This is a genomic window from Porphyromonas sp. (assembly GCF_030529325.1).
In the GTDB taxonomy this organism is placed as follows: domain Bacteria; phylum Bacteroidota; class Bacteroidia; order Bacteroidales; family Porphyromonadaceae; genus Porphyromonas_A.
In genome coordinates, this window is the sequence record NZ_JAUMXC010000003.1 from 25,889 (window position 1) to 41,034 (window position 15,146).

At 48.9% G+C, this 15,146-nt stretch carries 9 protein-coding genes; 4 read left to right on the forward strand and 5 right to left on the reverse strand.

Features of this window, described 5'->3' with window-relative positions:
- Positions 1-4 precede the first annotated feature (4 nt).
- The 3 genes from pgk (at position 5) to Q4A14_RS01030 (ending at position 3,368) form a co-directional block, all read left to right on the forward strand.
- On the forward strand, positions 5-1,270 hold the full coding sequence (gene pgk, locus Q4A14_RS01020; RefSeq protein WP_303169287.1) for a phosphoglycerate kinase: 1,266 nt from the start codon (positions 5-7) through the stop codon (positions 1,268-1,270).
- Positions 1,271-1,397: 127 nt separating this feature from the next.
- Complete coding sequence (locus Q4A14_RS01025) at positions 1,398-1,841, forward strand: hypothetical protein (RefSeq protein WP_303169289.1); 444 nt, start codon at positions 1,398-1,400, stop codon at positions 1,839-1,841.
- Positions 1,842-1,907: 66 nt separating this feature from the next.
- Complete coding sequence (locus Q4A14_RS01030; RefSeq protein ID WP_303169291.1) at positions 1,908-3,368, forward strand: catalase; 1,461 nt, start codon at positions 1,908-1,910, stop codon at positions 3,366-3,368.
- A 98-nt stretch (positions 3,369-3,466) separates the two neighbouring features.
- Here the strand turns inward: Q4A14_RS01030 and glyA are convergent, their stop codons facing one another.
- Positions 3,467-4,747, reverse strand: a complete 1,281-nt coding sequence (gene glyA / locus Q4A14_RS01035; RefSeq protein WP_303169293.1) for a serine hydroxymethyltransferase — start codon at positions 4,745-4,747, stop codon at positions 3,467-3,469.
- A 240-nt stretch (positions 4,748-4,987) separates the two neighbouring features.
- On the opposite strand from glyA, the gene Q4A14_RS01040 reads away from it, so the two are divergent.
- A complete protein-coding gene (locus tag Q4A14_RS01040) occupies positions 4,988-5,617 on the forward strand; it encodes a hypothetical protein (protein WP_303169294.1) in 630 nt (209 codons plus the stop codon).
- A 938-nt stretch (positions 5,618-6,555) separates the two neighbouring features.
- Here Q4A14_RS01040 and Q4A14_RS01045 read toward each other — a convergent pair.
- The 4 genes from Q4A14_RS01045 to Q4A14_RS01060 all read right to left on the reverse strand — a co-directional run bounded on the left by Q4A14_RS01045 (position 6,556) and on the right by Q4A14_RS01060 (position 14,851).
- Positions 6,556-9,414, reverse strand: a complete 2,859-nt coding sequence (locus Q4A14_RS01045) for an ATP-binding protein (protein ID WP_303169296.1) — start codon at positions 9,412-9,414, stop codon at positions 6,556-6,558.
- A 449-nt stretch (positions 9,415-9,863) separates the two neighbouring features.
- On the reverse strand, positions 9,864-11,201 hold the full coding sequence (locus Q4A14_RS01050) for a DNA mismatch repair protein (protein WP_303169297.1): 1,338 nt from the start codon (positions 11,199-11,201) through the stop codon (positions 9,864-9,866).
- Complete coding sequence (locus tag Q4A14_RS01055; RefSeq protein ID WP_303169299.1) at positions 11,198-12,520, reverse strand: DNA mismatch repair protein; 1,323 nt, start codon at positions 12,518-12,520, stop codon at positions 11,198-11,200. The genes Q4A14_RS01050 and Q4A14_RS01055 overlap by 4 nt, the downstream gene beginning before the upstream one ends.
- A gap of 36 nt (positions 12,521-12,556) precedes the next feature.
- Positions 12,557-14,851 carry a Gldg family protein gene (locus tag Q4A14_RS01060; RefSeq protein ID WP_303169301.1) on the reverse strand — a complete coding sequence of 765 codons (2,295 nt, stop codon included), beginning with the start codon at positions 14,849-14,851 and terminating at the stop codon, positions 12,557-12,559.
- Positions 14,852-15,146 lie beyond the last annotated feature (295 nt).

Sequence of the window (15,146 nt, forward strand, 5' to 3'; positions counted from 1 at the left end):
GTTTATGGCAAATATCGAAAATTTCAATTTCAAAGGGCTACGCACCTTTGTACGTGTGGACTTCAACGTACCACTCGATGACAAGTTCAACATCACCGACGATACCCGCATACGCGCGGCACTCCCTACGCTCCACAAGATATTGGGCGATGGTGGCAGGCTCATCCTCGGCTCTCACCTCGGCCGTCCCAAGGGTGTCGAAGAAAAGCATTCGCTCGCTCACATCAAGGATCAGATATCCAAGGCTTTGGGTGTGGAGGTGAAGTTTGCGCCCGACTGTGTGGGCGAAGAGGCTGTCCGTATGGCTTCGGAGCTCAAAGACGGTGAGGCACTTCTTCTCGAAAATCTCCGCTTCTATGCCGAAGAAGAAGGCAAGCCTCGTGGTCTTGCAGAGGAGGCGAGTGAAGAGGAAAAAGCAGCGGCAAAAAAGGCTGTGAAAGAGTCTCAAAAGATCTTTACAAAGAAGCTCGCCGACCTTGCCGATGTGTATGTCAATGATGCTTTCGGCACAGCACACCGTGCTCATGCTTCGACAGCCCTCATGGCGGACTACTTCGACAAGGATCACAAGATGTTCGGCTACCTCATGGGCAAAGAGGTCGAGGCGGTAAAGAAGGTGATGAGCGACATCCAACGCCCATTCACCGCAATCATGGGTGGCTCCAAGGTATCAAGCAAAATAGATATCATCGAAAATCTCCTCACCAAGGTGGACAACCTTATCCTCACAGGGGGTATGACCTACACCTTCTCCAAGGCTCGTGGCGGTAAGATCGGTGTCTCTATCGTGGAGAACGACAAGCTCGACCTCGCACTCGACATCATCAAGAAGGCTGAAGAGCGTGGAGTGAAACTATTCACCGCAGTGGACACAAAGGCTGCGGATAAGTTCAGCAACGATGCGAATACGCAGTTCGTGCCATCGAACGACATCCCTGATGGCTGGGAAGGTATGGATATCGGTCCGAAGACAATAGAAATGTTCAGCAATGTCATCAAGGACTCAAAGACCATCCTCTGGAACGGACCTACGGGTGTATTCGAGTTCGACAACTTCGGTCATGGCTCTGAGGCTGTGGGTAAGGCGATAGCAGAAGCTACAAAGGCAGGGGCATTCTCCCTCGTCGGTGGTGGTGACTCCGTGGCTTGCGTCAATAAGTATCACCTTGCAGACAAAGTCTCTTATGTCTCCACAGGTGGCGGCGCACTCCTCGAAGCGATCGAAGGCAAGCTCCTTCCCGGCATTGCTGCGATAGAAAAACAAATCTAACCTAATGAAAAACAGCAGCTAAACACATAAATATAGAAAACATCTATACTCATATAGAGGCAGTAGATTGTTTGTAATGAAATCTCTATGTACTTTTGTTAAAACCTGATATAATTGAGATTAATGTATGAAGGCAACAATACTGTATCAAAGCAAAAAGGGGCGCACAGCAGGATGGGCACGAGCGATGTCCATGTATCTGTGGAGCAAGGGCGTCAGTGTGAGTTATGGACCAATCTCCGATTTCAAAGAAGAGCAACTCCGAGACTCCGACCTTTTGCTACTTGGCAGTTGGACAACGGGATGGTTCGTCGTCAATCAGAAGCCAAGCAAGATGTGGATTGAAGCCTCCAAGAGACTCCCCTTGACACTCCCTCCTCACGTTATTCTTTTTGCGACATACAAGGTACGCACAGGAGCAATCTTCAGGAGGATGAAGGCGTGTCTCAATCTGTCCGATGTAATACAGGTAGATACGATGAGGTCCAAGACCGGGATCCTCTCCGACGAAGACAAGCAGAGACTTGATGCCTACATCGAAAGGGTCAAGACTCTTCGAAACAGCTTGTAATGGAGCCATGGTCAAAAATACCTATGCGTATGAATACCTATATTGTATAACTTAACACTGAAAGCTATGGAAGAAAAGAACAAACTGACAACAGCTGCGGGTGCTCCCGTGGCAGACAACCAGAACGTCGCTACCGCAGGTAGACGTGGCCCTATGCTGCTACAAGATGTTTGGTTCCTTGAAAAACTGGCTCACTTCGATCGCGAAGTCATCCCCGAACGCCGTATGCATGCCAAAGGTTCAGGCGCCTTTGGTACTTTTACTGTCACCCACGACATCACGAAGTACACAAGAGCTGCAATCTTCTCCGAAATAGGGAAGAAGACCGAACTCTTCGTACGCTTCTCCACCGTTGCCGGTGAGCGTGGAGCAGCAGATGCAGAGCGCGATATCCGTGGCTTTGCCATCAAATTTTACACCGAAGAAGGCAACTGGGACTTGGTGGGCAACAACACTCCTGTGTTTTTCTTGAGAGACCCTCTCAAGTTCCCGGACCTCAACCACGCGGTCAAGCGTGATCCTCGCACCAACATGAGAAGTGCTCAGAACAACTGGGACTTTTGGACACACTTACCCGAAGCTCTTCACCAGGTGACCATCACCATGAGTGACCGTGGTATCCCTGCTACTTATCGCCATATGCATGGCTACGGTAGTCATACTTTCTCATTCATCAATGCTGACGGTGTGAGACACTGGGTGAAGTTCCACCTTCACACTCAGCAAGGTATCAAGAACCTCACAGATGCTGAAGCTGAAGCGTTGGTAGGAAAGGATCGCGAGAGTCACCAAAGAGACCTTTACGAAAGTATCGAACGTGGAGAGTTCCCACGCTGGACGCTCAAGGTACAGATCATGACCGAAGAGGAAGCTAAGGCAATGCCTTACAACCCATTTGACTTGACAAAGGTATGGTCACAGAAACAGTTTCCGCTCATCGAAGTGGGTGTGATGGAGCTTAACCGCAATCCTGAAAACTACTTCGCTGATGTAGAGCAAGCTGCGTTCAACCCTGCCAATGTAGTACCGGGTATCAGCTTCTCTCCTGACCGTATGTTGCAGGGGCGTCTCTTCTCTTACGGAGACACACAGCGTTACCGCCTCGGTGTCAACCACCACCAGATCCCTGTCAACAAGAGTCGTTGCCCATTCCTCAACATGTACCATCGTGATGGAGCAATGAGAGTCGACGGCAACTATGGTTCACGCCTCGGCTACGAACCTAATGGCTACGGTCACTGGCAAGACCAAAACGAGTACAAGGAGCCACCTCTCGAACTCGATGGTGCAGCTTATCAATGGGACTTCAGAGAAGACGATAGCGACTACTACTCACAGGTACGTGATCTTTTCCACATCATGTCTCCTGAGCAACAACAAGTCCTCTTCGACAACACAGCTCGTGCTATGGGTGACATCCCAAAAGAGATCAAGCTACGCCACATCGCCAACTGCCACAATGCAGATCCTGCTTACGGCAAGGGGGTCGCAGACGCTCTCGGCATCAACGTGGCAGAAGCTATGTAATTTAGATATAGCTACGCATAAAACTCTTTAAACAAAAGAGAGGCTAAGCATCGATTGCTTAGCCTCTCTTATTTTATTATTGTACTAACGTCTCGGGATTACCAAGCGAAGATAGGACGCTCGGACATCATTTCGTTGACCTCCTTGCGTACTGCAGCGATGACTGCTTCGTCTTCAGGAGCAGAGAGGACACGGTCGATGAGGGTCACGATAGCCTTCATTTCAGAAGGTTGCACACCTCTTGTAGAGATAGCAGGAGTACCTACGCGGAAACCTGAAGTTTGGAATGCCGAACGAGTGTCGAATGGCACCATGTTCTTGTTGATGGTGATATCGGCACGCACGAGACTGTTCTCGGCCACCTTACCTGTAAGTTCTGGGAACTTGGGACGGAGGTCTACGAGCATGCTGTGGTTGTCTGTACCATCGGAGATGATCTTGTAACCAAGTTCGATGAACGCCTTTGCCATAGCCTGAGCGTTGTCCTTGACGAGCTCTTGGTACACCTTGAACGATGGGTCAAGAGCTTCGCCGAAAGCAACAGCCTTAGCTGCGATCACGTGCTCAAGCGGACCACCTTGTACACCCGGGAATACAGCAGAGTCGAGGAGCTGACCCATGGTCTTGAGTACACCCTTTGGCGTCTTGAGCTCCCAAGGATTTTCAAAGTCCTTACCAAGGAGGATGATACCACCACGAGGACCGCGGAGGGTCTTGTGAGTTGTCGAAGTGACGATGTGAGCATACTTCACGGGGTTATCAAGGAGACCCGCAGCAACAAGACCCGCAGGGTGAGCCATGTCTACCATCAGGAGTGCACCGATCTTATCTGCGATGTCGCGCATACGTTGGTATTCCCACTCACGAGAGTAAGCCGAACCACCTGCGATGATGAGTTTTGGTTTGTGTTCGAGCGCAAGGCGTTCCATCTCGTCGTAGTCCACACGGCCGGTATCTTCCTTTACGTTGTACGCGATAGGATTGTATAGGATACCCGAGCTATTGACAGCCGAACCGTGAGAGAGGTGACCTCCATGAGCGAGGTTAAGGCCGAGGAATGTATCTCCGGGCTTGAGTACTGTGAGTAGTACCGCCATGTTTGCCTGAGCACCTGAGTGAGGTTGGACGTTTGCCCACTCAGCTCCATAAAGTTGCTTGATACGGTCGATAGCGAGTTGCTCAGCCTGGTCTACGACCTCACAACCACCATAGTACCTACGACCCGGATAGCCTTCAGCGTACTTGTTGGTAAAGCAGCTACCCATGGCTTCCATGACTTGATCACTGACAAAGTTTTCCGAAGCGATGAGCTCGATCCCTTTGCGTTGTCTCTCGTGCTCCTCCCGGATGAGGGCAAAGATGCGTTCGTCTCTTTTCATAATGATGTTGAGGACTTTTGGATTATTATTAGATTATTATGAATATTCGATACATACGTCTCACAAATATAGTTATTAAATACTTTAGCACCAACGTGTCTGCAACGAGATTTGACAGTCCTCACGAGGCAAACTTTTTGATCCTAAGGAGAAAAAGAATTTTACAGAAAATCTCATTTGTTTTGTTTTTTAGAGTAGAAGTCGCTACTTTTGATGAAAGATTAACTCTGAATTAAGATTATGAAACACATCAGTGCCTTGTTCATGGTGCTTGTCTCCCTGCTTATTTGCGCTTGTTGCACTCAAAGTTCCGATGGAGACGAGGCGCAATCAGACAAAAATGATCAGTCGTGGGCTATCTTTCTCAACGAAAAAGATCTGAGTGCATTTACATGCACCTATGCGTCCTCTCAGGTCGACGGAGACTCAAGCCATCTTGCTGCCAAGACCATGGCTCTGAACAAGATACTCATCGATCTCCTCCCCTATATCGACACAAAACGAGAGGGAACAAATATCAACTTTGTCGCAATCAGCCTCTGTCACGAAGCAGACGAAGGAAAATTCGTAATCAAGGAAATAGCACTGGTAGACTTTTCCAAGATGCCTGCGGAAGAAGTGCTCCCTTTCGCAATGACAGCCTCCGAAAGCACCCTCAGATCATTGGGACGCAACCTGGAGAACAAAAACTCAGGAAAAGTGCTCATCTCATGTGAGATGGGGCAAAAACGGTATATGTCCGACGAAATTGATCTCGAAGGAGACTCTCGATCCGCCCTCTCCTTCAAGATCGCACGCTTCATCGCCACTTGCATTGAAGAACGCACGGATACCCGGAGTAAAAATTTTGAGATAGCTCTGACCTACTGAAGCCAAAGCAGCCCCGCATCCACTTCGGGCACACTCGCCCGTAGTTTTCCACGATAATAGTTTACTTTTTTCACTCATGTGACAAGCAACTCCCGGCCTTGTCGGCAAAGGTTGTGGCTCTATGCCCGACCTACCTGTCGTTGAGGGCTTTGGGAGGAGGCAAAAAAAGTTGTCTAACTTGACGTGTCAAGTTAGACAACTTAATTCATCAAGTTAGACACATCGATTTCGGGGGTTGTACATCTTGTTTGCGAACTGTCCGGCTTCGGTTCAAAGGGAGGCGGCTACAACCTATATATACGGAAGTTAGAGCACAAGGATAGACATCTCAACATATCCCCTCAAAAACCTGTTCGCAAGGGCATAACGACCAACCGGACTCAGGGAGGCAAGACAAGAAAGAGACATAACCTATCAAAATCTCCTCGACAGGAAGATACATAAACGATAAAGACCCATGACAGAGATTGGCTAACCAACCTGTCATGGGTCCCACTGTACTATGGGTGCACCCCATAACCTTCCCCCGGAGTCGCGTTGCTACCTGTACGCCTTTATCTCAATTTAGAGATCAGAGACGCCTCCCACAGGCAGATTCATAAGATGCGGTGCTGCATTCCCTCAAAAACAGAATCCCCCTCAGTCATCTGTTCAGCCTTCCGCATCATGGTATCTGGAGAGCACTTAAATCCACAGATAACCACATAATCTCTCCCCGGATTCTTCCTCCCCCACGCAAGGCACAGACCCGAAACAATGAACATGAAAAACGAATGTCTATGCTTGCGTTTTCTACTGCAAACATAGACATTCGTATCACCGAGATAACGGAGGAAATCAGCAAATAGGATAAAGAATCACGCAATCTAAGCGTAAAAACACGGACAAAACGCGCATAAAAAATCAATAAAGCATTGATAAATAGAGAATTAAAAATCCTATTTTACCCCTCCTGAAATACGGCCGAAATCAGTGGGGGTAACCCCAAATTCTTTCTTGAACAAGCGTCCGAAGTACCCCGAATCGTTGAATCCGCACAAGTCCGAGACCTCATTGACATTGTATTGACCTGTCGAAAGGAACTGCTTCGCCTTGGCAAGACGTATGCGGGTGATGTATGCGATGGTAGAAACACCGACCATCATATTGAGTTTTCGGGTAAGCTGAGATGTACTCACACACATTTTGTCGGCAAGGAAAGCCACGTTGAGTTCCGGATTGGCAATTTCGGCATGGATGATGTTCGTCACCTTACGCACAAACTCGAGGCTCTCTGTATCTTCGGCCTTGAGTCCTACCCCTTCTTCCTTCTCAAGCATATTGAGGTATTTTTCTCTCAACAAACGACGACTCTCAAGGAGTTGAGCCACGCGGATGAGGAGTTCATCCGGATCAAAAGGCTTCGAGAGATAAGCATCCGCGCCCATACGGTACCCTTCCTTGCGATCCTTGCCATCACTCTTTGCTGAGAGCATGATGATAGGGATATGATCTGTGAGAGGATTTTGGCGTACCTCCTTGACCAGAGCATTTCCGTCTTTTATAGGCATCATGAGGTCGGTGATGATGAGATCAGGGACTGCCTTGTCGGCCTTGGCAATACCTTGCTCTCCATCTTGTGCGATGATGATGGCATACCGAGGAGACAAAATCGATCTCAGATACAGAGTCACGTCGGCATTGTCCTCGACGATGAGTATCACGGAGCGTTCGCCGGCAGTATCATCAGGCTCGGGCTTGGGCAAAAAAGAAGCCTCGAGAGTTTCGGATGCGGCAAACTCCGGCAGTTCGACAACACTCTCCTCCTTACTGTCCAGCTCAACAATAGAGGATTCCGGAGCTTTGAGAGGCAGACACACATCGAAGGTAGAGCCTTTTCCTACAACACTCTCCACAAGGATATCTCCACCCATCTGTTCGACAAGTTTTTTTGTCAAAGCCAGTCCCACACCGGAACCCATAGAGCGAATGTTGTTGTCCGAACGGTAGAAGATATCAAAGATAAACGGAAGATCTTTCGGGTCTATACCTCTGCCATTATCAATAACCCTAAGAGAGAGCATGTCGCCCTTTTGGTTTTTCCCGACAAGTACCTGAACCACTGAGCCGGAGTCGGAGTACTTGATGGCATTGGATAGGAGATTATTTATGATCTTATTGATATACTCGGGGATAAAGTCCATCCGGATCTCCCCATGCTCTGCACGAAAAAAGAGCTCGATGTCATTTTTGTGCCCATAGTGCCTGAATCCCTCGACAATCGCTCTCATATAAGCGATGATATCCTCGTGTCTGTAAGGTGGGATATTCATGTTGGCACGTTGGAGCTTGGATATATCGAGGAGCTGATCGACAAGTCCCAGCAGGCTCAAGCACTGGCGGTCGATGGTCTTGACGTACTCACAACGCTCTTTGGCAGCTGTCGGAGAGTCAGGCAAAAGATGCCTGTTGAGCCCCTGAATTACAGTCAGAGGCGTCCTGAACTCATGGGTGATATTGGTAAAAAAGACCGAACGCGCCTTTTCGTATTGCTTCAATGCAGCATTACTCCTCAGACGTTGTCTGTATGCATAATAAGCAGCCGCAGCGAGGAAAAAGCCGATAAATCCCAAAGCCCAAGAGACATACATGGCACGTTGAGTCTCTGCCTTTTCGATAGCATTTTGCAATTCGATTTCTTTCAGACTGCGTTGATTTCGCTCCCTCTCATAATTGATGCGGATATCCATGTATCTGTTGCTCTGATTGACGCCACGGATACTGTCTTGGATAGCCTGACTCTTCTTGAAGTAATCAAGAGCCTGACTATAATTGTGCTGTTTGTTCGCAAATCTGTAACGGAGATCGTAGATGATGGCACGGTGTTCGGGCGAACTGATCTCGGACTCTGTCTTCTCTGCCAAGTCGATATAATGCTCGTACTCCGCAATATCCGACCGCACAAGATTGATCTCTGCCAGTCCGAGACAAGCCTCCAGCCAGTGCCATCTGTCAGGGCTTTCCTCTATGAGGTTGTACGCTTCCAAGTACCTCTCCTCTGCCTCTTCGTAGCGCTTTTGCAACTTGAACAATCGCCCCAAGTGGTTGAGACAAAGAGCTTCCCCGAGATCTGACCGGACTTCTTTATTGCACTCCAAGGACTTGACATAGTACATATGTGCCGTATCATACGACGCCTTGGACTCATAGACTGCACCGAGATTGGCGTAATTGATAGCCTGACCGACCACACTTTTTTGCTTTATCTCCCCATCCAGAGCTTTCAGAAAGAAACGCTCTGCATCATCATTGTACCCAAGCGAAAGACTCACATTACCGATACCGTTAAGCGCAACAACCTTACTCTTTTCTATGGCCTTGGAACTCTTGTCGGAGTACTTTTCCGCCACATTGAGGGCGCAATGATGGTAGTCCAAGGCTTCCGAAAATGCACCTATGCGTCGATAGTCTGTACCAAGTTCATTGTAGGCACGTGTGATCTGCAAAGTATCGGGAAGCCGGCTTGCGAGATCGAGATAAGTTCGGTGAGCAGCTATGGCTTCCGAGAAATTGGCATTCTCCCGATACACTTTCCCCAACTTCCTGTGCCCATGCATGAGCAGGAGGGAGTCCCCATTGGCACGATATGTTTCGATAAGTTTTTGCAGTCCTTCGACATCCTGAGTCCTGGAGATCTGCTTGACTTCCCGGGTGGCATCGCGCCGAGAGGCCTCCTTCATGGAAGCCCGACGACAAGCTGTCAGGACAGAAGCCATCGCCAACAAAATGAATAATAAAGTAGTCAGGAAAAACTTCATTTATATTTCAAACCTCGCAAGGTGAGACATAACAATTTTTATGCAAAAATAATAGTAATATTCGACATTCCAACCCAAATGCGCAAATAAAAAGGGAATACATGACTCTCATAAATTCAACACATTACGACATCCTAAAATCTTTGCACACGGCCTAAAAGAGCCTTCTCCGAAAAAGGCATCAAAGTCTGCTCATAAAGATCGTCACCCGATTTCGAGAGACATACATGTACAACGCTTTTATCAAAATCCTTATCGACACAGAGGGAGGCTCAGAAAGGGTGCAAAGCAAGTCCGACATATCACCCCATGGAGCACTGTCACACCCTTCCGATTCATGAAAAAAGAAGTCGTCTGACCCATACTTATCGGTCAGACGACTCTTTTGTCATGTACCTTGCACGACATTTATGTCGGGCTGACACTTATGCTTGAGATTACGGTAAATCTCATGCGGTATGGCTAACACCTCTGATGGACTCCACGATGCGCTCGTTGCGGATGATCATCATACCGTGGCGGTCTGCAGTGATGCCGTCGGTGAGTCGGTAAGTATATCGTGGTACACCTCCGACAATCTCTGTCGGGAAGTAGTGGTATCGGAGGTTGGGACAGTCCTTGAGCGCATCTGCCGCCTCAAGTATGTGCGTGGACACGATGAAGAAGCAGTTGTGATGTAGCGAAAACGCTTTGAGGACAGCCGAGGTGGCATCGAGTGCATCTTTGACATTGGTACCCTTGAACAACTCGTCAAGGATCACAAAGAGGTTATGTCCGTCAGCCACGTGTTGAGCCACATGCTTGACTCGCATCACCTCGGCGTAGTAATGACTGTACCCGAGATCCATATTGTCCGAGACGTTGATAGAGGTAAAGAGACCGTCTCTGACGGTAAACTCCATCTCCTGAGCAGGGACGGGGAAGCCCATATGTGCGAGGTAAAGACCGATACCTACGGACTTCATGAATGTAGATTTGCCGGCCATATTTGCACCCGTAAGGAAGATCATATTGTGCTCTTTGTCTACGGTGAGGCTGTTGCCCTTCGCGCCTTGGACAGTGGGATGGAAGAGGGTCACAGCCCTGAAGATGTTCCGCCCTTCCCTGACAGGATGAGCGGTAGCGACCTTGAAGCCCCGTTCGTTAGCCACTTTCGCGACAGTTATCTGAAGATCAAGATGATAAATGATCTCCATAAGCCTGCTCACTTCGGTGTAGCAAGTGATGCGGAGCACCCTATGGCAGTGCATGGTCCGGGCAAAGGACAGCCCTTTGGCCCCCCGATGCTTCATGATTCCGGAGAGAGCCGGAGTAGAGAGTAACTTCCTGACCTCCTCATCGACAGACCGATAAGTATCTACCACCTTGGCGTGCTGAGAAGTAAAGTCAGCCAAGCGATCAAAGAGGCTGAGGGTCTTGAGGATGTTCGTCCCCATGTTCTCTATCATCCGATCACCGGCGATGTAGAGCATACTCTTCATCTTCGCAAACTTGAGGAGGTGCAGAGCCCTGCTGCCATGAGCAGGCATACTCATGTAGTACTCCACGGCATCAAGGAGTTCGTCCTCAAACGGGAAGTCACAAGGATGCTCCATGAAAGTACGGAAGAGAGCGCTGCGAGCATTGATCGCCTCACTGTCGGTAAGAGGATGGCGAAACATATACTCCATGAGCTGACGCCCTCCTCTGGTACGCGTATGGTCGTAGACGTGGTATATCGACTTGCTATCGTATTTGCCGAGCAGATTGAGATCCTGCACGGTCTGTTTGTCTATTATGAAACTCATACTTTTGGTGTAAGTATCTCGATTATTCTTTCATTATTCACTATCATCATACCGTGGCGATCTCCGGTGATACCCTCAGTGAGCTGATAGGTGTACTTGGGCTTGCCGTCGGGCTGCATGATGGTAGGGAAGTAAACGAACTTGATGCTGTCCGCTCGGTCCTTGAGGTCTTCGCCTGCCTCGATAATGTGTGTCGAGATCATGAAGATACAGTCATTACGATCGGCAAAAGCTCTCATGACTTCGACTGTTGCTTCGTGGGCATCCTTGACATTGGTACCCCTGAAGAGTTCGTCAAATACGATGATGAGACGCCCCTCTCTATTGACCTGATCCGCGACTTTCTTGAGTCTTCGTACCTCAGCATAGAAGTGGCTGAGTCCCATGTGCATGTTGTCGGGGAGGTTAATTGTGGTGTACATACCGTTGTGTACGCCGAAACGCATCTCTTCGGCAGGGACGGGAAAGCCCATGTGCGCAAGGAACATGATCGTGCCGAAAGACTTCATGAAGGTAGACTTACCTGCCATATTGGCCCCGGTGAGGAAAATGACCTTCTGTCCCTTTTCCATGGTGACGGTATTGGGCACTGCGTTTTTGAGCAAGGGGTGTCTCAACCCTTTGATGTACAGGTTATCATCCGTGGTCACCTCCGGTAGCACAAAGCCTCGTTCGTCAGCCACCTTGGCGACTGCTCCGTAGACATCGATGCGGTAAAGTATCTCCAAAAACTTACGAAAGTCCGTGATCCCCTTGTAGCGCAAGAGCTCATCGCAAGCCGCAACTTTATGGTATGGCAGTCGCTTGACTTTGACTTCCGCGGCAGTCCAGGCAAATGTCTCCGTACCGAGAAGTCTCTCAAGGGTATCCACATCTTGTCGCATAGATGCAGGGGCATCCGACAGCATGCGTATGATCCCCCTCGCCTCCTCACAGAGATGTACGGTGGAGAGTACAGCCTTATGGATCACGGCATAAGCCACATCCGCTCCGATGATCCTATTGAGGCGTTGGCGGAGGTTATTATCGTGAGCCTTGAGACGAGCACGCTCATCAGTATTGCTGAGGTAATGCTCTATAGAGTCGAACCACTCGCTATTGAGCTTGGGTACGATCTTCCGCTCCATGAAGAAGCGAAAGATCGATATCCTTTCTTTTATCTTCTCAGCCTCCGAGAGCGGATACCTGAACATATCCTCAAGTATCTGAGCGCTCCCTCGTGTCTGAGCCTTGTTGAAGATCCCAAAGATCGAATCGCTCTGAGGCTTGTTGAAGATCTTGAGGTCTGTGAGTGTCTGTTTGTCTATGATAAAAGCCATTGTTGTCGTCCTACTTTGTCGTTAATTCATCCATGCTCAACGTCCCCTCCGACGTAGCCATATGAATAGGGCTGTCAGGAACATAAGTCCGGGGATCAACCACACAAACACGACTCTCGCCCATGTAACGGTAGCATCTGAAAGTTCCATGTGCTTGTCAGGAGAGTCCGGACGACGGACATCGATAGGCACTTCTCCATCGGAGAACCAGTCAAAAGCTCCCAAAATCATGTAGTAGTTAAATGCCTTGACTCCCGGTCTCTCACGCATCACCTCGCCATTGCTGATGCAGTCTGCATCTCCTGCGACAATGATCTTCTGCGTACGCTCTCCGACCTGACGAGTGAGTGCGATGGCAAGGTCATAGGACTTCTCCACTTCTCCTATTGCAGGATTGAGACGGACGGAATCGTTGAGGAAGTCTGTTGTCTCCAACTCGTTCCAACATCCCACAGAGTCTGTCTTCATGAGAGAGACGACCTCAAATCCCTTGTCTGTATCATACTCCACACTCGTTGCTCCCGACATGGCGACACCATAACCGTACGAGCGCAAAGTGCCGAACATATGTGACAACTCTCCGGCCTCTTTTGTAGGTAGTGCCAAGGCAAGATCTGCCGAATACTCTACCGTAGGATGGACGATATGTCCCGGGCTGAAACGCACCCCGAGCATCTCCACGATAGGATTCATGACCTCCTGACGACCGGGATCACCGGTGATGAGGAGATTACCCCCTCTGTCGATGTACGCTTGGATACGTGCAAGTTCGACATCTGAGAGAGGCTCGCGAAGCTCTCCGATGACAAGGATGTTGATGTCCTCGGGAATATCCTGATCTATACTTATATCAGAGTATGCAAATCCCTGATTGATGAGCGAGTGACGGAAGTTTTTCATCTGAGCAAACATACTGTATGCCCTTTCACTGTAATGATCGGTCGGACGAGCACCCTTTCCGGAAAGGAAGCCCACCATAGGCAGATCCATGACGAGACGCTTGAGAGCAGCAGTGATCTCGCTCTCCAAGGGAAAGATCATGTTGTCGTCGAAGATACGGAGGAAGGTCTTCTTACCGTTGTATTCTATTTCGCGGACAAATCTGTACCCTTCGCCCGAAAGATCCACTCCGAGTCGAGCGAATTCATCAGGAGTCAGGAACATCTTCGGATCAAAGTTATTGATCTCTATCATCTTATTGAACTTTTCCTCTGTCGTCAAGTCCGGGAAACGCTGGTCAAATGAAGGATTGTTGGCCTCGTGATAGTAGTAGACATACTTCATCTTCATATCCGGCTTGAAGCGCAGATACTGCTCGAACAGCTTGCGATCCTCGTTGATACGCTCGGGCATACCGATCCAGAAGTGAGGATCGAGGAGGTTTACATAGCTGGTGATGGTCACCTTGCCATCGAGTCTCTTGACGATATCCTGACTGTGGGAAGTGATGGTATTTCGTTTTGTCGTCGTAGCATCATAGTACTTCTTCGCCATAGGCTGCGAAGAGACATATCCCAACCCGAGAGCGATGATCCACACGCTTGCGTACTGTGAAACTACCACCCATGTCGGCTTGCTCGTGCGGAGCGACTGCAGACGGAGGATAGCCATGGAGAGAAAAAGAACGATGACGATGATGAAGTAAAGCACGTTTTCCGTACTGATCATCCCTTGGATAAATTCTGAAGAACGCCCTGTCATCGACAGCCAGTAAGTGATGTCTCTCACAAAAGCAATGTCCTGTCCCCAGGAGGATACCATGGACAAGAGAGTGAGGATCGTCAGCGTACCCACAGCCGCCACCACTTGGTACGATGTCAGACTGGACATAAACAGACCGATGACAGCATACGCACAGGTGAGTAGGAAGATGCCCAAGAGACCACTGAGGATGACTTCGTAGTTGAAGTGGTCTACCTTGACAGCTCCCCAAACTGCATAAGCTCCCAACACAGCGATGAGGACAAGGATATAGACCACCACGGAGAGGTACTTGCCCAAGATGATCTGAGCATTGGTCACGGGGGATGAATAGAGGAGCTTGATAGAGCCTGAACTGTACTCACGACTCATGAGATTCATCGTCAAGAGCGGGAGATACAGGTAAAGATTGCCTTGGGCTTTGCTGTAGATCCCTTCCCATCCGGAAAACATATAGGAAGTAAGGTCATGCAAAGGATAACCCATCGCAAGGTTTTGCACCAACTGCTTGAGGATGCCCAGCAAGTCTGTACTTACAGTGAAAGTAAAAAGGATCAAGATAAGCCATGCTATAGGTGAAAAGAACAACACCTGAAGTTCGGCCTTGGCTATTTTGAGTATAATCTTCATAAAAATAAACTTCGTCGTAGTTTTATATAATAGTGTTCTAAGCGTCTCGTGACATACATCACATGGGACAGGCTGCCTGAAAGCGTATGTTACCGGACACAATTCCTGACGAGACTCCACCTCTGAAACAGAGCGGGAAGCCAGAAGCCTCAAAAAGGTTGTCTAACTTGACAAATCAAGTTGTCTAACTTGTGATCGAAGGTTGTCTAACTTGAGATCGAACCTTCTTTACCTTTTTTCTGACACATGTTTTTTCCCCATGGACATGGACGTCACATCCGGCGTCATAGATTGA